Below are 20,797 nucleotides of genomic sequence, written 5' to 3'. Positions count from 1 at the left end.
TATTGATGTCGCCTGAAAAGTCGCTGTCGCCAGCAAGCTGGCTCAAGGAGCGTGTCCAGGCCTGGCGGGTCAGGTCGCCTGCCGCGCCATCAACTCATTCAGCGCCAGCACCAACGGCGCCCTTACCGATGCGCGTTGCCAGACGATGCCCAGGGTGCGGAACAGCCTGGGCCCCGGGATCTCCCAGCGGCGCACGCCTTGCGCCTCATGATTGGCCGCTGGTCGGTCCGGCACCAACGCCACCCCCAGTCCTTCGGCAACGAACTTGACGATGATGTCGATGCCGTCCAGCTCGAACTGGGCCTTGGGCTTGAGACCGTGACCTTGCAGATAGCTCTCCACCAGCTTGCCGCCGACCACTTTGCGACTGAAGCGGATAAAGGGTTCCCGGGCGATAGTCGCCAGCACATCGTCGACCTGCAGCGTCAACGGGGTGATCAGCACCAGCGGTTCCTCCACCAGCGCGATCCACTCGCAACTCTTGGGCAAGGCGAACAACGGATGCACGATCAACGCCGCATCCAGGTCGCCACCCACCACCTGTTCCATCAGTTCCTGGGAGTTGCCGGGCTCGATATAGATCTCGACCTCGGGGTAACAGCGACGCCACTCATGCAGCGCCGGCGGCAGCAAGCGCATCAAGGCATATTGGGTCGCCCCCAACCGCAAGGGCCCGACCGGCAGCACACCACTGGAGGCGCTGGCGCACAGGTCGCGGGCTTCGCGGACAATCAGCCGGGCCCGCTCGGCGATCCGATGGGCCGCGGGAGTCGGCTGCACGGTATGCCCGCTGCGCCTGAGCAAGGCATTGCCGAGCTGTTTCTCCAGGGCCTTGATCTGCTGGGCCACGGTGGTCGGCGCCAGATCCAGCTGGCGCGCCGCCGCGGCGATGGAACCGCAGTCGATCACCGCCAGGAAGGTTTCGAGAAATCGAGTGTCCATCCACGGATTTTACGTTGTTCAACACCACGAACAAGCGCTTTTCAATGGTCATATAAAACCGCAGATTAAGGCCTTTGCGAATCCAGGAGCACGACATGACCTCACACCCCATTCAACTGGCCGATATCGAACAGGCCGCCCGGCGTATCCAGGGACACGCCGTGGAAACACCCCTGCTGGAATTCCACAGCCTGAATGAACACTGCCAGGGCCGGGTGCTGGTCAAGCCGGAGGTGCTGCAAAGAACCGGCTCGTTCAAGTTCCGTGGCGCCTACAACACCCTCGCCAGCCTGAGCGCCGAAGAACGCGCCCGTGGCGTGCTGGCCTTCTCCTCCGGCAACCACGCCCAGGGCGTGGCCTGCGCGGCCAGGCTGCTGGGTATCCAGGCAACGATCCTGATGCCTCGGGATGCCCCTGCATTAAAGATCCGCCGCACCCGCGAAGAGGGTGCGCGGGTGGTGCTGTTCGACCGCGAAACGGAGGATCGCGAAGCCCTCGCCGCGACGCTGATCGCCGAAAGCGGCGCGGTGCTGGTCAAACCCTATGACGATCCACGGGTGATGGCCGGCCAGGGCACCCTGGGACTGGAAATCGCCCGGCAAGCCCGGATGCTGGAGCTGCGGCCTGAAGTGGTGCTGGTGCCCTGCGGCGGTGGCGGCCTGATTGCCGGGGTCAGCGTGGCCCTGCACAGCCAGTTTCCAGAGATCGCGGTGTATGCGGTGGAACCGGACGGCTTCGACGACACCGGGCGCTCCCTGGCCGCCGGCAGCCGGCAAAGTATTGCGCCGGGCGGCCACTCGATCTGCGACGCGATCCTCACCGCGGCACCGGGCGAGCTGACCTTCGAGATCAATCGCCGACTGCTCAGCGGCGGGCTGACGGTGACCGACGCCGAGGTCCGGGTCGCCCTGAGATGGGCATTCGAGAACCTCAAGCTGGTGGTCGAACCGGGCGGCGTGGTCGGCCTCGCGGCGCTGCTGGCCGGACGTATCGCGCTGGACGGACGTTGCGCGGTAGTGGTGTTGTCGGGGGGCAATGCCGATCCGGCATTCTTCGCCAAGGTGCTGCTAAGCACCGATTGAACAGCGCCTGTGCCCAGGCCTGGCTCGACAATGCCTCGGCCTGGGCGGATCGGCGACCATCAGCTCTTCTCTTCCAACGCCTGCAACCGCCGATACAGCGTGCGCTCGCTCATCCCCAGGGTTTTCGCCAGCTCGCTGCGCGGGCCGTCGAACACCGCCAGCGCGTGAGCCAATTGCTCCAGCTCGTTGCGCCCATGCCGCCGCTGGGGGGGCGCCATCGGTGTTTCACGGCGCAGTTCGGCGGGTAGATCGGATACGCGAATTACCCCATCGTCGGTAAACAGCCGGGCCCGCTCCAGCACATTGCGCAGTTCACGGATATTGCCCGGCCAGTCATGCAGCCCCAGGACCTTCATCGCCGCCGGATCGATACGCGGCATCGCGGTCGGTGCCAGCCGCTGCAACAGGCTGTCGATCAGCAACGGCAGGTCATCGCTGCGCTCACGCAAGGCCGGCAAGCGGATCGGAAAGGCGCTGATGCGGTAGAACAGGTCCTGGCGAAAACTACCGGCCGTGACCATGTCCTTGAGCGGCTTGTGGGTCGCGCAGACCAGGCGGAAGTCCGAGTGCACGGTGCGCAGGCTGCCCACCGGACGAAAGCTGCCGGACTCGATCAGACGCAGCAGCTTGACCTGCATCGCCAGCGGCACCTCGCCGATCTCGTCGAGGAACAGCGTGCCACCATGGGCCGCTTCGGCCAGCCCGATCTTGCGCTGCAAGGCCCCGGTGAAGGCGCCCTTTTCGTAGCCGAACAGCTCGCTCTCGAGCAGGGTTTCGGTCAGGCCAGTGCAGTCGACCACCACCAGCGGTCCGCCGGCCCGCGGACTGCCCTCGTGCAAGGCGCGGGCAAAGAGTTCCTTGCCGGTGCCGGACTCACCTTGCAGCAACACCGGAATCGGCGACGGGGCCGCCCGCCGCAAGGCGCCCAGTGCTTCCTTGAACGCTGCCGAGCGGCCGACCAGGCCCTGATGCTGTGGCTGGGCCGAGGCCACGGCGACCGTATTCAAGCACTCGACATAGCCCACCACTTCGCCCTGCGCGTCGAGCAACGGGCGTAGCTCCACATCGACATGCTCGGGGCCGCGTGGGGTGTGATGAATATGCAGGACGCGTTCGGGCAAGCGGGTTTCGTGGGCCTTGCGCATGGGGCAATGCTCGCCGGCCTGATCACAGGGCACCGCGAACTGGTGCGAGACCCGAAAGCATTTCGCCCCGACATGGGGCCGGCCCTCCACGCCGAACTGGCGCTGGTAGGCGGTATTGGCGGCAACGATGTTGTAGTCGGTATCGAGGACGATGGTCGGCCGCGGGTCGTGTTCCAGATAAGACACCAGGGCCCGCATGTCGGGCCGGGCAAAGTCGGTGGCAAGGATGGTCATGGCAACTCCCGGATGGAAGCAGCAGCTTAATGCATATCGGTATTTTCTGCCATTGACTGCCACCGACCGCCAAAATGACTGCCAATTCTTCTGAAAAACCACCCCGGATCAGAAAACGTCGAAGAACGCGTTGATATAAGTCAGTTATCTTGCGCGAAAATCAAAAATGCCGGTTTGGCATGCTTATTGATCTCTCTGCCAGACTAAGGATGGATCCATACCCGTCAACTACACCTGTAGGAGCCGCCGGTCGACGCGCTTGCTTGCGATGGACGTGAACGATAACGCGGGGAATCTGACGCCGCACATTTATCGCAAGCAAGCGCGTCGACCGGCGGCGCCAACAAGAAGCCGTCTGGAGTACGCAATGACCTTTGGCGACAAGCTGGCCATAGAAGCCTTTTTCGACCCCGACACCTGGACCATCAGTTATCTGCTGATGGACACCAGCACTCGCCGCTGCGCGCTGATCGACAGTGTGCTCGACTACGACCCCAAGTCCGGGCGTACCCATACCGGGTCGGCCGACCGCCTGATCGCCCGGGTCCGCGAACTGGACGCCCAGGCAGAGTGGATCCTGGAAACCCACGTGCACGCCGACCACCTCTCCGCGGCGGCCTATCTGAAGGAGCAGCTCGGCGCCAAGGTCGCCATCGGCAGCCATATCACCGTGGTCCAGCAGGTTTTCGGCGAGCTGTTCAATGCCGGCAGCGATTTCCGCCGCGACGGCAGCCAGTTCGACATACTGCTGGACGACAGCGCCGAATTCAGCATTGGCACCTTGAAGGCCCGGGCCCTGCACACACCGGGACATACCCCGGCATGCATGAGCTACCTGGTCGAGTCCGGCGACGAGCTGGTCGCCTTCGTCGGCGATACCCTGTTCATGCCCGACTACGGCACCGCCCGCTGCGACTTCCCCGGCGCCGATGCGCGTACCCTCTATCGCTCGATCCACAGGCTGCTGGCACTGCCGCCGCAGACCCGTTTGTTCATGTGTCACGACTACCTGCCAGGTGGCCGTGAACTGCGCTACATGACCAGCGTCGCCGAACAGCGCGCGGACAATATCCATATCCATGACGGCATCGACGAAGACACCTTCGTGAGCATGCGCGAGGCCCGTGACGCGACCCTCGACATGCCGGTCCTGATATTGCCGGCCGTGCAGGTCAACATGCGCAGCGGCCACCTGCCCGAGCCGGAAGACAACGGCGTGCGCTACCTGAAAATCCCGCTCAATGCCCTCTGAACCTGGACCCGACCCCATGTCTTCGACTGCTGTTTCCCATCACCAGATCCTGATCATCGGCGCCGGCGCGGCCGGCATCGCCGTGGCCTCCAGCCTGCTGGCCCGGGCCCCGGGCCTGGATATCGCGATTATCGACCCGGCCGACACCCACTATTATCAACCCGGCTGGACCATGGTCGGGGCCGGGGTGTTTCGCCCCGAGTCGACGGCCCGCGCCATGGCATCACTGATTCCCCGTGGCGTGCGCTGGATCAAGGCGGCGGTCAGCGCCTTCGGGCCCCACGGCCACGAAGTCGTGCTCACCGACCAGAGCCGGGTCGGCTACGAACAGTTGATCGTCTGTCCCGGCCTGAAACTCGACTGGGCGGCCATTGACGGCCTTGAGGCGACCCTCGGGCGCAATGGCGTGACCTCCAACTACCGCTACGACCTCGCGCCCTACACCTGGAAACTGGTGCAGGAACTCAAGGAGGGCGAAGCCCTGTTCAGCCAGCCGCCGATGCCGATCAAGTGCGCCGGAGCGCCGCAGAAGGCCCTGTACCTGTCCTGCGACCACTGGCTCAAGAGCGGGCGCCTGGGGCGAATCAACGCCCGCTTCCTCAACGCTGGCGCGGTGCTGTTCGGCGTGCCCGACTATGTACCGGCGCTGATGGAATACATCCACAAGTACGCCGTCGACCTGCAGTTCGGTCACAGCCTGGTGGCGGTCGATGGCCCGGCGAAGCAGGCGACCTTTGCCCGCACCCTGGCCGATGGCAGCCGTGAAATCCTGGTCCGGCCCTTCGACATGTTGCATGTGGTGCCGCCACAAGTGGCCCCGGACTTTATCCGTTCCAGCCCCCTGGCCGATGCGGCCGGCTGGGTCGATGTTGATCCGGCCACCCTGCGGCACCGCCAGTTCGCCAATATCCACGGCCTCGGCGACGTGACCAACACCAGCAATGCCAAGACCGCCGCCGCGGCGCGCAAGCAGGCGCCGGTGGTGGCCAACAATGTTCTGGTGGCCCTCGGACGCCTGCCCACGCAAGCCACCTACGATGGCTATGGCTCCTGCCCGCTGACCGTGGAACGCGGCAAGATCGTCCTCGCCGAATTCACCTATGGCGGCAAGCTGGCACCGACGTTCGCCCCCTGGTTCCTCGATGGGCGCAAACCGACGCGCCTGGCCTGGTGGCTGAAGGAACGGATCCTGCCGCCACTGTACTGGCGCGGCATGCTCAAGGGCCGTGAATGGCTGGCGCGCCCCACCTTGACCGCGGTCAGAACGCAACCATGAATGAACATCTGTTGCTAGGCGCGGGATTGGGGACACTGATTGGCGCGATCCTGGCCCTGACCGGGGCCGGCGGTGGCATCCTCGCGGTGCCGCTGCTGGTGTTCGGGCTGGGCTTGTCGATCGTCGAGGCCGCACCCATCGGCTTGCTCGCGGTGGGCCTGGCGGCGGGCGTCGGCGCCTTGCTCGGCTTGCGCCAGGGCGTCGTGCGCTATCGGGCGGCGGCCTACATCGCCGGGATTGGCGTACTGCTCACGCCCCTGGGCCTGTGGCTCGCCCATCGCCTGCCCAACGCACCGCTGGCCCTGGGGTTTGCCGCCGTGATGGTCTACGCCTGCAGCCGGATCTTCCTCAAGGCGCACCGGGAATTGCGGCACGGACAGCCGGCACCACGACCCGATTTCCTGCCTTGCGTGCTCAATCCCCAGCAGGGCCGACTGCGCTGGACCCTGCCCTGCGCCCGCGCGCTGACCGTTACCGGCATGCTCTCGGGGTTGCTCTCGGGGTTGCTCGGAGTCGGTGGCGGCTTTGTCATCATTCCGGCGCTGACGCGCTATACCAACCTGGACAACCGGAGCATCGTCGCCACCTCCCTGGCGGTGATCGCGCTGGTGTCACTGGGAAGCGTGGTGACGGCGACGCTGTCCGGGGTCATGCACTGGTCGGTGGGCGGGCCGTTTGCGGCGGGGGCGGTGGTCGGGTTGATCCTGGGTCGCCAGGTCGCCGGGCGCCTGGCCGGACCCAGGCTGCAGCAACTGTTCGCAGTGGTCGGGGTGATGGCGGCGGTGCTACTGGCACTGGGGGCGCTGGGGTTGTCTTTCTGACCCGTATCCCGCGCCTTGACTCATCATAATGCTCAACACGAACCTGTAGGAGATTCTGCAGCAACTGAGCCCAAGTGACTAATCGCTAGTGTTGGTTGCCTGACTCCAGTGCTGCAGGACCGATAACCCCTTGCATGACTTCAGCCAATCGTGTCTTGAACGCATTGAAACTGGCCATATCGATTCGCCGGGGATCCACTTCCCCCTCGCGTATCGCCTGGTTGATATCCTCAGTTGTCGATGATCCATTGCGTACGCGGTCAAGCTGATCCTTGAGAGAGTCAGGCGAGTCGTCGTTACCTGAAGCCAACTCAAGCACAGCACAGTATTGATAAGCCGGCGTCCGAAATGCGCACAGCAACCAGGCTTCAGACTTGGGTTTCGGTAACATCGGAACACCCAGCAAAGAGCCTCCTTCCTCAAAACCGTTGATCATCGACGTCCATTTATCCAGCCATTCACCACGACCCGAGGACTGCGTTCCGTCCGCATCCCGGAACAGCACAGGTACCACCGTATCGTCAGACTCCCGCGCCAACTCAGCAGCTTTGAGCGCCAGGCGTCGAGCGTTCTGGTAGTAGTAACCGGTTTCCTTGGCTGTTCGCTTTCCAGGCGCCGATAGTCGGCGCCCACTATGTTTCGGCTCCACAGCCAACAACTCTGTTTTATGAATAAAATGCACGGTGTGAAGGTCGAGCAACGAGTACTGCATAACCTCCTCGACCAGTTTGTCCAGAACCAGCGTCATCGGCCCCGGGAAAAACTCAGGTCCCTGCTCACCCGGCGCTAAGCGACCTATATCGGAAGGGCCCTCTCCACTAACCAGAAGCAACATCCGTGTTACCTCGCCATCAGCCGGCCAATTTCCTGAGGCAGACGAACAAGATCGGTATCGACAAACACCTCTCCCGGCCCCATCACCGTCAATTTCTCCGCGATCGATGGAATGGAAAAGAAAGGAATAGCCCGGGTTCTTCCGTCTTCGGTTTTATAGATCAGTTGAACCCCCCGCCGGGCGATGTCGTCCTCCAGATAATTCAGAATCATCGGGCTGTGGGTGGTCACCATGACCTGTCGATCGAGCCCCACCAGATAATCCAGCAAAAATTCGATGAGCTCGGAGTTGATGCCGTTTTCCACCTCGTCGAAGAGCATGAACCCATGCGCCGACAAGGTTTCCGCCAGAATCGCCATCAAGCGCAACATGCCATCGTTCATATGCCGGGCTTGAGTACTGAAGCTACCTGAGCTGTAGGTTTCCTGTATCCCCAGGGACTTCCAGCCGGAATTGAGGGACTTGATTTCGATTGAATGAAGATGCGGGTAGTTTTTCTTCAGCATCGCAACAAGCGTGGTGAGCCGATCGGGACTCAGTTGATGCACAAACGCAGATAGCTGCTCACCCGCAAAACCCAAGCCGCCTTGACTGCCGCGCGCCTGCTTACGCAAGTACTGAGGGGACAGTGCATCCAGCGAGGTGATGCCGGCGATAAAACGCTTGAACGCCAAAAAGCTCTTTGGAAGCAGCGACTCTTTCAATGCAGAGAGAATAGAGCCTTGATATTCGAAGTTGATGAGACTGCCCGTATTGCCTCGGCCACTGCCATGCACATTCGTTTCATGAATGTAGACACGACCATCTGAAACGCGAATAGCATCCTGATCAACGATCCACGACTCTTCAGTACAGCGCAATAATGTCCGATTGAAGCTGCCATTCCAGGTCGCCAGCTTGCCGGCAAACTCACATTTAATCTCAAAACTGATATTGCTGTTTTTACTGAGTTTTGACTTGAGGTCGACAGGCTTCCATTCACGGTTTTTCAGCCAGCCGGACAGGTCGCCCTTGATTTGCTGGGAAAGAAAATCCAGTGCCTGCAAAATCGTGGACTTACCCGCACCATTCAAACCAACAAGACAGGTGAAGTCCGCCAGCCGCATTCTGAAAGCGACCAGTGACTTGAAATTATCGATCCAGAACTCACAAAGACGTATACCGTCCTCGACCCGGAAGACATCTTCCGGCCGTTCCTTGTCGATATTGCGCTCACCCGTCATGACTGTTCCTTGATCTGAAATCGCGGCCAAAGGCGGCCAATATAGGTCAGCCGGGCTGACCTCTCAAGCTGATTGCCTGCTTCATTCTGTAACATCGGAAGCACTAGGCCCGATTGCGCAACCACTGCATAAACCCGCGCTTTTCCACCGGTTTGGGCACTTCGCGGGTGAACCGCTGCACCGCGCTCAAGCGATGGTCGAGCAGGTTTTTCATCGCCTCGCCGATATCGTGCCGGGCCTCCAGGCACGGCTTGAGGTACTCGTTTTCAATGCGATACAGCACACAGTCGGTCTTGGCGGTGAAATCCGCCACCACCGCCAGGTCGGCCAGCACCCCGGCCTCGCCGATCACCTCGCCGGGTCCCATGCGTCCGGCCTCCAGCGGCACACCGCCGCGCAACAGCGTGACCGAGACCACCCCCGACTCGATGATGAACAGATGATCGCTGACCTCGCCCCGCGCCATGATCTCGCTGCCGGCACGGAACGTCTGCGCCTGCATATTCTCGCTGAACGTGTCCTTCTCCTCCGAACGCAAGGTGGAGAAAATCGAAGAGCTTTCCAACAACCTTCGCGGGCGCGATAAATTCACCGGGGTGGCACTCTCCCCGCTGGACAGCAGGCTCACTCCCGAAGCGCGCAAATGCCGGAATGCCAGGTCGTAGAGCTGATTGCGAACTCCGCGTTTCTCGTCCATGGACACCACGAAACCATTGATTTCGTATTCCGCGCCCTCGGCACTGGAACTTTTCAGCGTCACGCAGGGCGCCGGGCTCGGCAACAAGGCGCGACAGCCGAGCATGGCCCGCTCCAACGCCTCGATCACCACCTGGGGCCGCGAATGCGGGCTGACCTGCACGCTGATGGACAGGCCATGCATATCGCTGGGCCGGCTGAAGTTGACGATCTTGGCCCTGGCCGCGAGGGAGTTGGGCACCACCGCCATGCTGCCCTGGGACGTCTGCAAGCGGGTAGCACGCCAGTCGATATCGACGACCCGGCCTTCGGTGCCGTCGATGGAAATCCAATCATCGACCTGATAGGGCTTGGTGGCGTTCAGGACAATCCCGGAAAACACGTCGCTGAGGGTACTCTGCAAGGCCAGGCCGACAATGATCGCCAGGGCACCGGAGGTCGCCAGCACGCCCTTGACCGGCAGGTCGAGCACATAGGCCGCCGCCGCGACGATGGCGATCAGGAAGATGATCGCCCCGAGCACATCCTGCACCAGCCGGCCGGCATGCCCGACCCGCTGCATCATCACCGTGCCAAGCAGCACCGTCAGGGTCCGCGCGCCGAACAGCCACCAACCGATCTGCAAGCCGGTGGCCGCCAGGTGCCGGGGGATGTCATCCGGCCACGGCGCGGTCTGCAAGGGGTTCATGCCCTCGTTGAACAGCAGCAGGCTGAACAGCGAAAACACCGTCAGGCGCACGGCCAGTTTCCAGGTGCCGCTCTTGCCGCCGATCAGGTGCCACAGCAGCAAATCGATCACGATCAGCAGCAAAGCGCACGACAAGGGATGTTCAGACAACAGGTCAAGCATCGAGCCACTCCATGAAAAGAAACCGTCACGGCGCGAAGATCGCACAGAACGGCTTCATGGAGTTATAGCTTTATATTCGAGGCCGCGGCGCGGCTCCGCGAGCGTGAGAACCGCGTAGCGGGGTCAGTCGCGCATCTGCCCGAACCGTCCGGCCTGGAAGTCGGCAAAGGCCTGGTGAATCTCGGCTTCGCTGTTCATCACGAAGGGACCGTGACCGACAATCGGTTCGTCGATGGGCTCGCCGCTGAGAAGCAGCACCAGCGCTTCGCCGTCACCGGCGTGCAACGACACCGCGCTGCCGGCACGCTCGAACACCACCAGTTGCCCTGGCTGCGCCAGTTGCTCGTCATTGACCCGCACACTGCCGCGCAGGACCACCAGCACCGTGCTGCGACCTTCATGCAGGTCCAGCGCCACGGTTTTCCCGCCAGCCAGGCGGATATCCCAGACATCCATCGGCGTGAAGGTCCGCGCCGGCCCGCGCTGTCCGTCGAACTCACCGGCAATCAGGCGCAGGCTGCCGGCTTGGTCCTTGAGGGCGATCCGGGGGATATCGCTATCGAGAATACCCTGGTAACCAGCCGCGGCGGACTTGTCCCGCGCCGGCAGGTTGACCCATAGCTGGACCATCTCCAAGCGGCCGCCGCTCCGGGCAAAGGCCGCGGAATGAAACTCCTCATGGATGATTCCCGCCCCGGCGGTCATCCATTGCACGTCACCCGGGCCGATCACGCCGCCGGCGCCGGTGGAATCACGGTGCTCCACTTCACCGTCATAGACGATGCTCACGGTTTCAAAACCGCGATGGGGATGTTGGCCGACACCACGGCGTTGCGTGGTCGCGGTGAATTCAGCGGGTCCGGCATGGTCGAGCAGCAGAAAAGGACTGATGTGCTGGCCCAGGTGGTCATAGGAAAACAGCGTGCGCACCGGAAAACCGTCACCGACCCAATGGCCACGGGGACTGGTGTAGAGACCAAGAATCTTTTTCATGGGTACCTCCGTCATTCATGGGCACAGCTTAGATTCAACCGGTTTTTAGCGCTAGACCGCATGAAACAGCTTCAGTGTTCTACCAATGAGACAATCATCGATGCCCTTGTGCTCATGGGCAAGTCGGCTTTTCAACGTGGCCATTCCTTGTATTACTGCACGGCAAGGATCTGCGCAGGGGCTGGATTAATTTATATTTCGGACATAATATCGAGTAAAATATTACGACAATAATTTTTTATTTCAGTCAGGAGGCGCCCCATGCAGACCCCAAATCGCGACGTCACGCTTGCCCAATGGATCGCCGAGGAGCAGGCCATGCGCGAGCGCTTGCAAGGCCCCGGCAGCCTGACCCTGGCCGAGGTCAGCCAGTTGACCCCGGCGCAGTTCTTCAACGGCATCGGTAACGGCGAACTGCCCTCGCCGCCGATCGGCAGCTTGCTGGACTTCATCCCCATCGAATGGTCCGAGGGGCGGTTCGTCTTCCAGGGCACCCCGGACACCCGTCATTACAACCCATTGGGCAGTGTCCATGGCGGCTATGCCGCGACCTTGCTCGACTCGTGCATGGGCTGCGCCATCCATACCCGCCTGCAAAAGGGCCAGGGCTACACCACTCTGGACCTGCGCATCAGCTATGTGCGGGCCCTGACCAGCAGCAGCGGGCCGATCCGCGCCGAGGGCACGCTGGTCCACCTCGGTCGCTCCACGGCCCTGGCCGAAGGGCGGATCTACGACGCCGACGGACGGCTTTATGCCACAGGTTCCACCACCTGCATGATCCTCGAACCGCGAGGCTGAACAACCGATAGGCTTTTTGTGAGCTGGCTTGCCAGCTCCAAGAGCGCGCGCCCCTTCCCACGGACCGAGCTTCGAAACTCCGCTTATTCGTGCGCACTGGTAAAGAGTCATTTTCCCCTCCCTTACTTTTTCTCAAAGATCGGGATGGGGATACTCCTGCTCATTCCCACTGTCACTTCAGGAGTCCCTCATGTCTGTTCCCGCCTTCGGCCTCGGCACCTTCCGCCTGCAAGGCCAGGTCGTCATCGATTCGGTCAGCAGCGGCCTCGAACTGGGCTACCGGGTCATCGACACCGCACAGATCTACGAAAACGAGGCCGAAGTCGGTCAGGCCATCAGCGCCAGCGGCATTCCCCGTGACCAGTTGTTCATCACCAGCAAGATCTGGGTCGCCAACCTCGGCAAGGACGCCCTGATCCCCAGCCTCAAGGACAGCCTGCGCAAACTGCGTACCGACTACCTGGACCTGACCCTGATCCACTGGCCATCGCCGCAGGACCAGGTGCCAGTCGCTGAATTCATGGGCGCGCTGCTGGAGGCCAAGCAACTGGGCCTGACCCGTCGGATCGGCGTCTCCAACTTCACCACCGAACTGCTGCAACAGGCAATTGCCGCCGTCGGTGCCGATCAGATCGCCACCAACCAGATCGAACTGCACCCCTACCTGCAGAACCGCAACGTGGTCGCGGCCGCCCAGGACCAAGGCATCCAGATCACCTCCTACATGACCCTGGCCTATGGCGAAGTGCTGAAGGACCCACTGATCCGGCAAATCGCCGAGCAGCACCGGGCGACACCGGCGCAGGTGACCCTGGCCTGGGCCATGCAACTGGGTTACGCGGTGATCCCCTCGTCAACCCGGCGCGAGAACCTGGCGAGTAACCTCAAGGCCCGCGACCTGCGCTTGAGCGATGAGGACATGGCGAAGATCGCCAGCCTCGAGCGCGCCCAGCGCCTGACCAACCCGCCAGGTCTCGCGCCGCAGTGGGATTGATGACTGCCCCACCAGGGCACCTCAGATCAGTTGGTTGCGCTTGGCGAACTCCGCCAGCGCCACCACCGATTTCAGGTTGAGCTTGTCGATCAGGCGGGTCTTGTAGGTGCTGACCGTCTTGTCGCTGAGCAGCATCAGTTCACTGATGTCCTTGTTTTTCATCCCCCGGGCGATGTAGCGCAGGATGCTCAGCTCACGATTGCTCAGGCTGTCGATCAGCACCGGCTCCGAGACACCGCCAGCCTGCCCTTGAACGTGCCCTTCCAGGCGCGGAAAGAAACTCTTGTTGAGCATCACCGCCTGGATCGCCAGGCGCAGCTCGACCAACTCGGCGGTCTTGGAGATATAGCCCATGGCGCCGGCGCGCATGCAGCGCTCGGAGTAGAACTCGGGAGCCTGTTCGGTAAGCACCACCAGCTTGCTCGGCAGTTGCAGGTCGCTGAGGCGCTTGATCGCTTCCAGGCCATCGAGCCGCGGAATATTGAGGTCCATGACAATCAGGCTGGGCGCCAACTCCCGAGCCAGCTGCACCGCATCGACGCCATTGTCGGCCTCGGCGACGACCTCGAACCCCTCCTTCTCCAGCAAGACCTTGATGGCCATGCGAATGAACGGGTGATCGTCAACTATCAGAGCTGTGCGCATTACAAATCCTCAAGAAGTACGCCAGCCACTGCTTGAGACGGGAACGTGCTTGTATCGAAAAAACAGGTAGGGAAAGCGAAATACAGTATAGGAAAAGTCTCAATTTCTGCTGTGGCTGAACGGTGGAACTCAGCCCATGCCGGCCCGTGGATGTAACGTTCAGGGCGTGAGGGCTGAACCAGGTCGGTCACTTTATCGAGAGACCTCAGAAGCATCTGTAGGGAAAATCCCAAGATACTCGTCGTTTCCAGGAAGCCCGCAATCGCCCCATCTCCCGCCACGGCAACTGGGCACCGCCGGCGAGATCCTGGTCAATCAGTGGTACTCGGGCTCCAGAACGCCTGCTGCACCATGCTCGAGGTGGACAGCCGCGCCACCAGGGCATCGAGTTCGTCGCCGTCCACCGAGGTGATCGCCAGGGTCGCTTCGATTTCCACCTCTTCGTCGCCAAAGGGGCGCACATCGACATCGCTGGCCGGGTAGTTGCTGCGCTCCAGCTCTTTCTCCAGCAAGGACAACGCGGCCTTCTGCTGGCTGCGCAGGGCAATCAGATAAATGATGTTGGTCACTTCCGCCGAGACCACATCCAGCGGCTGACGGTTGATGTTGTTGACGATCGGCCGCAGCAGGGTGTTCGCCGCCAGGACGAACAGGGTCCCCAGCAGAGCTTCAAGGATCAGGTCGGCACCGGCGCAGGCGCCGACCGCCGCCGAGGCCCAGAGGGTCGCGGCGGTGTTCAGGCCACGGACATTACCCTCCTCGCGCATGATCACCCCGGCACCGAGAAAGCCGATACCGGAGACCACATAGGCGACCACCCGCACCGCGCCTTCGACGCCGCCCAGGCGGTTGGCCATGTCGACGAAGATCGCCGCCCCCACCGCCACCAGCACATTGGTGCGCAGGCCGGCGGTACGCTGGCGGTATTGCCGCTCGAGACCGATCAGGCCGCCGAGGATGAAGGCGGCGCTGAGGCTGACGAAGGTGTCGATCAGGGAGTCGAAGTTGATATTGTTCAGGGCTTGCATGGAGGCTCTCATATCTACGGTACAAGCCCCTTGTAGGAGCAAGCTTGCTCCTACAAGGGAGCACTGGTGACGCAGACATAGCACATCAAGATGCACGGGATGATGTCAGAGAACGCAACTGGATCCGCCGCCCATTGACGCGACCTGGAAGCCAGCGCTCCAGGCCTGGCCAGCAGGCGCCGAGAGATGGGTTTCAGAGCACCTGCAACGGCATGGTCAGCTCGACCCGCAGTCCGTCGGGACGGCTGTCGAAATGCAGGACGCAGCCACAGCGCTGGACGATGGCATTGACAATCGCCAACCCCAGGCCGCAACCGCTGCTCGCGCTGTGGCGCCAGAAGCGCTGGGTCAGATGCTGCAGATCGTCCGCGGCAATACCCGGGCCGTGGTCGCGAACCTGGAAGCGCACACGATTGCCGATGGTTTCCACATTCAATTCCACCGGCGCATCGCCAGGAGTGTGGCGCAGAGCGTTGTCGAGCAGGTTGCGCAAGGCGGCAATGGACAGGGTCGAGGGCATTTCCAGCGGTGCCGGGGAGTAGTTCTCCGACAGGTGCAAGGCGATGCGGTCACGGTTGCCGTTGGCCGAATCCTGGATGGCCAGGCGCGCCACCTGCTCGGCATTGCACTGCACGCCGTCATCGAACGACAGGCTGCCTTCGACCCGCGCCAGCAACAGCAACTGCTCCAGGGTCCGGTGCAGGCGGTCGGCACCGGCCTCGGCGTGGGCCAGGGACTGGTCACGGGCGGCGCCTTCGGTCATGCGCGCCACTTGCAGGTGGGTCTTGATCGCGGTCAGCGGGCTGCGCAGCTCATGGGCGGCATCGCCGGTCAGGCGGCGCTCGCGCTCGATGGTCTTGCCGATGCGCTGGAGCAGTTGGTTCTGGGTGTCCAGCAACGGCTGCAACTCGCGGGGCAACGGCTGTACCTGCAAGGGTTCGAGGGAATCGGCGCTACGGCGCATCAAAGCGTCGCGCATACGGTTGAGCGGCGCCAGGCCCCGGCCGATGCCCAGCCAGAGCAGGAACAGGCAGCCCATCAGGGCCACGCCGACCGGCACCGAGGCCGCCAGTAACACCGAGAGGTTCAGCGCCTCGCGTTCCACCTGGCGGTCGGCGGTGGTGATATGCACATCGCCACGCACCAGGGTGAAGCTGCGCCAGGGCGCGCCGTCGATCATCTGGTCGTGGAAACCGGCGGTCTGGTCCTCCAGGGCCTGTTCCGGGTTGTTGTGGCTACGGGCGAGGATCTCGCCGCGCAGCGAACTGACCTGGCAGGCCATGCCACCGGGAATATTAAGCTGTTCGGCGCTGAAATGGGTACCGTCGCCCTTGCTCGAGATCGGTGGCAATTGCTCCAGCAGCCCGGCGACCATGCGGGCCGAAGCCACCAGCCGCTGGTCGAGGGAAAACATCATCTGGTGACGCAGGTCGCTGAGCATCCAGGTCGCGGCCAGGGCCCAGATCAGGATGAACGCCGAGCCGATGGTCAGGCTCAGGCGCAAACGCAGGCTCATCATGCCCGACTGTCCTCGCTACCCGCCGGTCCCAGGCGATAGCCCAGGCCACGGACGGTCTCGACGATGCCATTGCCCAGTTTGCGGCGCAGGTGGTGGATATGCACGTTCAAGGCATTGCTTTCCAGTTCATCGCCGAAGCCGTAGACGCTGTCTTTCAGTTGCTCACTGGACAATACCCGGCCACGGTTGTGCAGCAGGGCCTGCAACAGCGCCTGTTCGCGACGCGAGAGGTCCACCGGCTGGCCGCCGAGCAGGGTCACGCGACTGCTCGGGTCGTAGCTCAGCGCGCCGTGTTCGATCAGGTTGACGCTGCGCCCGGCCACGCGCCGCAACAGGGTTTGCAGACGGGCGAAAAGTTCACGCAGGTCGAAGGGCTTGAGCAGGTAGTCGTCGGCACCGGCCTGCAGGCCATCGACCCGGTCGGTGACCGAGTCGCGGGCGGTGAGGATCAGCACCGGCAGTTCCAGGCCCTTCTGGCGCAACTGCGCCAACAACTTGAGACCGTCTTCGTCGGGCAGGCCGAGGTCGAGCACCATCACGTCGAACTCCGCCGCGCGCAACATGGCGCGCGCGGCCGCGGCGGTGGCGACATGCTCGACAATCATGCCCTGGGCGCTCAGGCCGGCCTTGATGCCGCTGGCGATCAGTTCGTCGTCTTCGCAAACCAGTACGTGCATGGGGACACCTGTGCAAATGTGCCGATTGAAACGCAAGTGGATTAAGCGACGATTATGCCGCCAATGTATCCAGAGTAGTTAATCGTCGCGGGCGCTGGTAACCAGGCTGGCCCCGAGCTCGAGCACGAGATTGAAAGCGCCACCGAACTGATGTGGGTACTGACCGGATCGCCGCACCGCCGCCAAGCTTTTAGCAGCCTCAAGGGCCCTTTCGCGAGCAAGCTGGCTCCGACAGGGGCCGCATATAACCAGGGATGGGATCGGGTTAATGATCGGTTAATCGCCTGCTTGCAGGCTAGCTCGACTCGCTACGGTTTTTAAGGTTTTTTTATGCGTTGGTTGTTGACCTTTGTCTTTGTCCTTTTCGCCGGCCTCGTCCAGGCCGGCAACGATCCATTCGCGGTGAAAAAGCCGGACTTCCTACCCGTCGGCCAGGCGTTCGCCTTCAGCAGCGAAACCCTGCCGTCCGGGCAAACCCGGCTGTCCTGGCAGATCGCCGACGGCTACTACCTCTATCAGAAACGCCTGAAGTTCGATGGCCTGCCCCCCGCCCAGCAACCCGAACTGCCCGAGGGCGAGCAGCACAGCGACGAGTTCTTCGGCGACCAGCAGGTCCATCGCGGCGAGCTTGAACTGCTGATCCCGGCGGGTGCCAGCGGTCCGCTCACTGTCGGCTGGCAAGGCTGCGCCGACGCCGGCCTGTGCTACCCGCCACAAAGCCAGGCCGTCAAGCTGGGCGACAACAGCCGCGTGTCCACGCTTCCAGGCCCGGTACAGGCACAGGATCAATCCCTGGCCGCCAGTCTGCAACACAATGCCCTGGGGTGGAGCCTGCTGGCCTTCTTCGGCCTCGGCCTGCTACTGGCCTTCACCCCTTGCATGTTGCCGATGCTGCCGATCCTCGCCGGCTTGGTGGTCGGTAGCGGCGCCAATGCGCGGCGCGGTTTTGCCCTGGCCGGCAGCTATGTGATCTGCATGGCGCTGGTGTATGCCGCGCTGGGCATGCTCGCGGCCCTGCTCGGCGGCAACTTGCAGGCCTTGCTGCAACAACCCTGGCTGCTGGGCAGCTTCGCCGCGCTGTTCGTGGTGCTGGCCCTGCCGATGTTCGGCTTCTTCGAACTGCAATTGCCGGCGGCCCTGCGCGATCGCCTGGAACAGGCCGGCAGTCGCCAGCGCGGCGGCAGCCTGGTGGGTGCCGGGGTGCTCGGCGCGCTCTCCGGCCTGCTGGTCGGCCCGTGCATGACCGCGCCCCTGGCCGGTGCCCTGCTCTACATCGCCAAGAGCGGCAATATCGTCGAAGGCGGCCTGGTGCTGTTCACCATGGGCATCGGCATGGGCTTGCCGCTGTTGCTGCTGGTGACCGTGGGCAACCGTTTCCTGCCCAAACCAGGGGCCTGGATGGACCGGGTCAAGGCGGTGTTCGGCTTCCTGTTCCTTGGCACCGCCGTGCTGATGATCCGTCCGCTGGTGAGCGAGTCGTTGTGGATCGGCCTGTGGGGCGCCTTGTTGCTGATCATTGCCGGTTGCGCCTGGCAACAGTCCCGCCAGCCGGGGCACGGCGCCTTGCTGAGCGGCTGCGCCGGCGCCCTGCTCGGCCTCTGGGGGACGCTGTTGGTGGTCGGTGCGGCGGGCGGCAGTACCGAGCTGTGGCGACCGTTGCATGTGTATACCGGCACGACTGCCACCAATGGTAATGCAGCGGCCCATGCGCCCTTCGTCACCGTCAACGACCCGGCCGCCTTGCAGCGCGAGCTGGACGCGGCCCGGGCTCAGGGCCAATGGCTGCTGGTGGATTACTACGCCGACTGGTGCGTGTCGTGCAAGATCATGGAGCAGCAGGTCTTCTCCCGGGCCGACGTCCAGGCGGCCCTGCGCGACGTACGACTGGTGCGCCTGGACGTGACCGACGACAATGCCGCCAGCCGCGAGCTGCTGGGCCGCTATCAGGTACCGGGGCCGCCGACCCTGCTGTGGATCGCGCCCGACGGCCAGGAACGTCGGGCCAGCCGCATCACTGGCGAGGTCGACGCCAAGGTTTTTCTCCAGAACTGGAACAGTACACGGGACGCTCTTTGATGCTCACCCTGACCCTCGGGACCTTCGCCCTGTCGATCAACCACTTGTTACTGCTGCTGGCCCTCGCCCTGGCGACGCTGGTGGGCTGGCGGGTGGCCAAAAGGAGCGGTGAAAACCCGGAGTCGGTGCTGTTCGGCTTGTTCATGCTCGGCCTGCTGGTGGCGCGGATCAGCTTCGTCATTGCCTATTGGGCGTACTTTCGCGATGACCCGTTGCAGATGCTCGATATCCGCGATGGCGGCTTCCTGCCCTGGGCGGGGCTGCTGGCGCTGCTGCTGGGCAGCGCGCTGTTCTGCTGGCGACGCCCGGCGCTGCGCCGGCCACTGGGCTTTGGCCTGGGCAGCGGCCTGGCATTCTGGTTGCTGACCACCCTGTCGAGCACCCTCTATGAACAAGGCACGCGCCTGCCGGAACTGACCCTGCGCAATGCCCAGGGCCAATCGGTGCAGTTGAGCAGCTACCAGGGCGGCCCGCTGGTGATCAACCTCTGGGCCACCTGGTGCCCGCCGTGCCGCCGGGAAATGCCAGTGCTGCAAAAGGCCCAGCACGAACGCCAGGACGTGACCTTCCTGTTCGTCAACCAGGCCGAAAGCATGCAGAGCGTCAGCACCTTCCTCATGACCCAGGGCCTGAACCTGAACAACGTACTGTTCGACGGTACCGGCCAACTGGCCCAGAGCGTCGGCTCCATGGCCCTGCCCACGACCCTGTTGTACAGCGCCGACGGTCGCCTGCTCGGCACTCACCTGGGTGAATTGTCCGAGGCCAGCCTGGCCCGGGCCCTGGAAAACTTCGGTCCGCCCAAACCCACCTCGGCCGCACCGGCCCCTGCAAGGAAACCGCTATGCCCTTCAACCGCCACCTGCTGAACCTGAGCCTGAGCGCCGCGCTGGGCGCGGTGCTGCTCCAAGCGCCTGCATTGCAGGCCGAAGAACTGCCCGCGCCGATCAAGAGCATCGAAGCCAAGGGCGCCAAGATCATCGGCAGCTTCGACGCGCCGGATGGCCTGCGCGGCTATGCCGCCCAGTACCAGAACCGGGGCATGGCGCTATACCTCACGCCGGATGGCAAGCACGTGATCGCCGGCAACCTGTATGACGCCGACGGCCAGGACCTGAGCCAGGCCCCATTGCAGAAGCTGGTGTATGCGCCGATGGCCAAGCAGGTCTGGGGGCAGATGGAAAAAAGCAATTGGATCGCCGATGGCAAGGCCGATGCACCACGTATCGTTTATCTGTTCAGCGACCCGAACTGCCCGTACTGCAACATGTTCTGGGAACAGGCGCGCCCATGGGTCGAGTCCGGCAAGGTGCAACTACGGCACATCATGGTCGGTATCATCCGCGCGGACAGCGCGGCCAAGTCCGCCGCGCTGTTGAGCGCCAAGGATCCACAAAGCGCCCTGCATGATCATGAAAAGGCCGGCAAGGGCAGCTCGCTCAAGCCGCTGGACAAGATCCCGGCACCGATCCAGGCCAAACTCGATGCCAATATGAAGTTGATGGAAGACCTGGAGCTGTCGGCCACGCCGGCGATTTTCTATCTCGATGAGAACGGTGACCTGCAACAGCAACAGGGAGCACCGAGCCCGGACAAGCTGGTGAAAATTCTCGGGCCGAAATGACTTGCGCGCAGCTGACAGGCGCGGGGCCCGAGGCTATTTTTTGCGCTGAAACAGTGTATCCGTGGGAGCGCCAGTCGACGCTCC

19 protein-coding genes are annotated in these 20,797 nt (G+C 63.0%); 9 read left to right on the top strand and 10 right to left on the bottom strand.

Going from position 1 to position 20,797, the window contains the following annotated elements; all coding sequences use genetic code 11:
- Positions 1 to 69: 69 nt before the first annotated feature.
- Positions 70 to 942, bottom strand: coding sequence for a LysR family transcriptional regulator (locus PFEN_RS09635; protein ID WP_191486610.1), 873 nt, complete (start codon positions 940 to 942; stop codon positions 70 to 72).
- A 95-nt stretch (positions 943 to 1,037) separates the two neighbouring features.
- On the opposite strand from PFEN_RS09635, the gene PFEN_RS09630 reads away from it, so the two are divergent.
- Positions 1,038 to 2,024, top strand: coding sequence for a threonine/serine dehydratase (locus tag PFEN_RS09630; protein ID WP_191486609.1), 987 nt, complete (start codon positions 1,038 to 1,040; stop codon positions 2,022 to 2,024).
- 59 nt (positions 2,025 to 2,083) lie between these two features.
- Here PFEN_RS09630 and PFEN_RS09625 read toward each other — a convergent pair whose 3' ends face one another.
- Positions 2,084 to 3,403: a sigma-54 interaction domain-containing protein gene (locus PFEN_RS09625; protein ID WP_191486608.1), complete on the bottom strand. Its 1,320-nt coding sequence runs from the start codon at positions 3,401 to 3,403 to the stop codon at positions 2,084 to 2,086.
- A 367-nt stretch (positions 3,404 to 3,770) separates the two neighbouring features.
- Between PFEN_RS09625 and PFEN_RS09620 the strand changes: the two genes are divergently transcribed.
- The 3 genes from PFEN_RS09620 to PFEN_RS09610 are packed head-to-tail and all read left to right on the top strand — an operon-like array spanning position 3,771 to position 6,752.
- Positions 3,771 to 4,655, top strand: coding sequence for an MBL fold metallo-hydrolase (locus PFEN_RS09620; RefSeq protein ID WP_191486607.1), 885 nt, complete (start codon positions 3,771 to 3,773; stop codon positions 4,653 to 4,655).
- A gap of 16 nt (positions 4,656 to 4,671) precedes the next feature.
- Positions 4,672 to 5,931, top strand: coding sequence for an FAD/NAD(P)-binding oxidoreductase (locus tag PFEN_RS09615; RefSeq protein ID WP_191486606.1), 1,260 nt, complete (start codon positions 4,672 to 4,674; stop codon positions 5,929 to 5,931).
- Entirely contained in the window at positions 5,928 to 6,752 is an 825-nt protein-coding gene (locus PFEN_RS09610; protein WP_191486605.1) for a sulfite exporter TauE/SafE family protein, read from the top strand. Before PFEN_RS09615 ends, PFEN_RS09610 begins: the two co-directional genes overlap by 4 nt.
- An 85-nt stretch (positions 6,753 to 6,837) precedes the next feature.
- Here the strand turns inward: PFEN_RS09610 and PFEN_RS09605 are convergent, their stop codons facing one another.
- From PFEN_RS09605 to PFEN_RS09590, 4 genes are all read right to left on the bottom strand, one after another.
- Entirely contained in the window at positions 6,838 to 7,587 is a 750-nt protein-coding gene (locus PFEN_RS09605) for a hypothetical protein (RefSeq protein ID WP_191486604.1), read from the bottom strand.
- A gap of 5 nt (positions 7,588 to 7,592) precedes the next feature.
- Positions 7,593 to 8,810 (bottom strand): AAA family ATPase, encoded by a 1,218-nt coding sequence (locus PFEN_RS09600; protein ID WP_191486603.1) that lies wholly within the window; start codon positions 8,808 to 8,810, stop codon positions 7,593 to 7,595.
- Between the two features lie 103 nt (positions 8,811 to 8,913).
- The gene (locus PFEN_RS09595) at positions 8,914 to 10,356 is read right to left on the bottom strand and encodes a mechanosensitive ion channel domain-containing protein (protein WP_191486602.1); all 1,443 of its coding nucleotides are present in this window, start codon (positions 10,354 to 10,356) and stop codon (positions 8,914 to 8,916) included.
- Between the two features lie 123 nt (positions 10,357 to 10,479).
- On the bottom strand, positions 10,480 to 11,349 hold the full coding sequence (locus PFEN_RS09590) for a pirin family protein (protein ID WP_191486601.1): 870 nt from the start codon (positions 11,347 to 11,349) through the stop codon (positions 10,480 to 10,482).
- Positions 11,350 to 11,610: 261 nt separating this feature from the next.
- Between PFEN_RS09590 and PFEN_RS09585 the strand changes: the two genes are divergently transcribed.
- Positions 11,611 to 12,150 carry a PaaI family thioesterase gene (locus tag PFEN_RS09585; protein ID WP_191486600.1) on the top strand — a complete coding sequence of 180 codons (540 nt, stop codon included), beginning with the start codon at positions 11,611 to 11,613 and terminating at the stop codon, positions 12,148 to 12,150.
- A gap of 190 nt (positions 12,151 to 12,340) precedes the next feature.
- Positions 12,341 to 13,144 carry a 2,5-didehydrogluconate reductase DkgB gene (gene dkgB, locus PFEN_RS09580; RefSeq protein WP_191486599.1) on the top strand — a complete coding sequence of 268 codons (804 nt, stop codon included), beginning with the start codon at positions 12,341 to 12,343 and terminating at the stop codon, positions 13,142 to 13,144.
- A gap of 21 nt (positions 13,145 to 13,165) precedes the next feature.
- On the opposite strand, the gene PFEN_RS09575 is transcribed toward dkgB, so the two are convergent.
- The 4 genes from PFEN_RS09575 to PFEN_RS09560 form a co-directional block, all read right to left on the bottom strand.
- Complete coding sequence (locus PFEN_RS09575; RefSeq protein WP_191486598.1) at positions 13,166 to 13,789, bottom strand: response regulator transcription factor; 624 nt, start codon at positions 13,787 to 13,789, stop codon at positions 13,166 to 13,168.
- Between the two features lie 311 nt (positions 13,790 to 14,100).
- Complete coding sequence (locus PFEN_RS09570) at positions 14,101 to 14,817, bottom strand: MgtC/SapB family protein (RefSeq protein ID WP_191486597.1); 717 nt, start codon at positions 14,815 to 14,817, stop codon at positions 14,101 to 14,103.
- Between the two features lie 193 nt (positions 14,818 to 15,010).
- The gene (locus tag PFEN_RS09565; RefSeq protein ID WP_191486596.1) at positions 15,011 to 16,336 is read right to left on the bottom strand and encodes an ATP-binding protein; all 1,326 of its coding nucleotides are present in this window, start codon (positions 16,334 to 16,336) and stop codon (positions 15,011 to 15,013) included.
- Complete coding sequence (locus PFEN_RS09560; protein ID WP_191486595.1) at positions 16,333 to 17,013, bottom strand: response regulator; 681 nt, start codon at positions 17,011 to 17,013, stop codon at positions 16,333 to 16,335. Before PFEN_RS09560 ends, PFEN_RS09565 begins: the two co-directional genes overlap by 4 nt.
- 330 nt (positions 17,014 to 17,343) lie before the next feature.
- Between PFEN_RS09560 and dsbD the strand changes: the two genes are divergently transcribed.
- From dsbD to dsbG, 3 genes are read left to right on the top strand one after another with little or no spacing between them, the layout of a single operon-like run.
- Positions 17,344 to 19,089: a protein-disulfide reductase DsbD gene (dsbD, locus tag PFEN_RS09555; RefSeq protein WP_191486594.1), complete on the top strand. Its 1,746-nt coding sequence runs from the start codon at positions 17,344 to 17,346 to the stop codon at positions 19,087 to 19,089.
- A complete protein-coding gene (locus tag PFEN_RS09550) occupies positions 19,089 to 19,958 on the top strand; it encodes a TlpA disulfide reductase family protein (RefSeq protein WP_191486593.1) in 870 nt (289 codons plus the stop codon). Before dsbD ends, PFEN_RS09550 begins: the two co-directional genes overlap by 1 nt.
- A complete protein-coding gene (gene dsbG, locus PFEN_RS09545; RefSeq protein ID WP_191486592.1) occupies positions 19,934 to 20,713 on the top strand; it encodes a thiol:disulfide interchange protein DsbG in 780 nt (259 codons plus the stop codon). The genes PFEN_RS09550 and dsbG overlap by 25 nt, the downstream gene beginning before the upstream one ends.
- The last annotated feature ends 84 nt before the right edge of the window (positions 20,714 to 20,797 follow it).

The organism is Pseudomonas sp. FEN (genome assembly GCF_904067045.1).
GTDB lineage: Bacteria > Pseudomonadota > Gammaproteobacteria > Pseudomonadales > Pseudomonadaceae > Aquipseudomonas.
The sequence above is the reverse complement of the archived record's forward strand: the minus strand, read 5'-3'. Positions and strand labels throughout refer to the sequence as shown.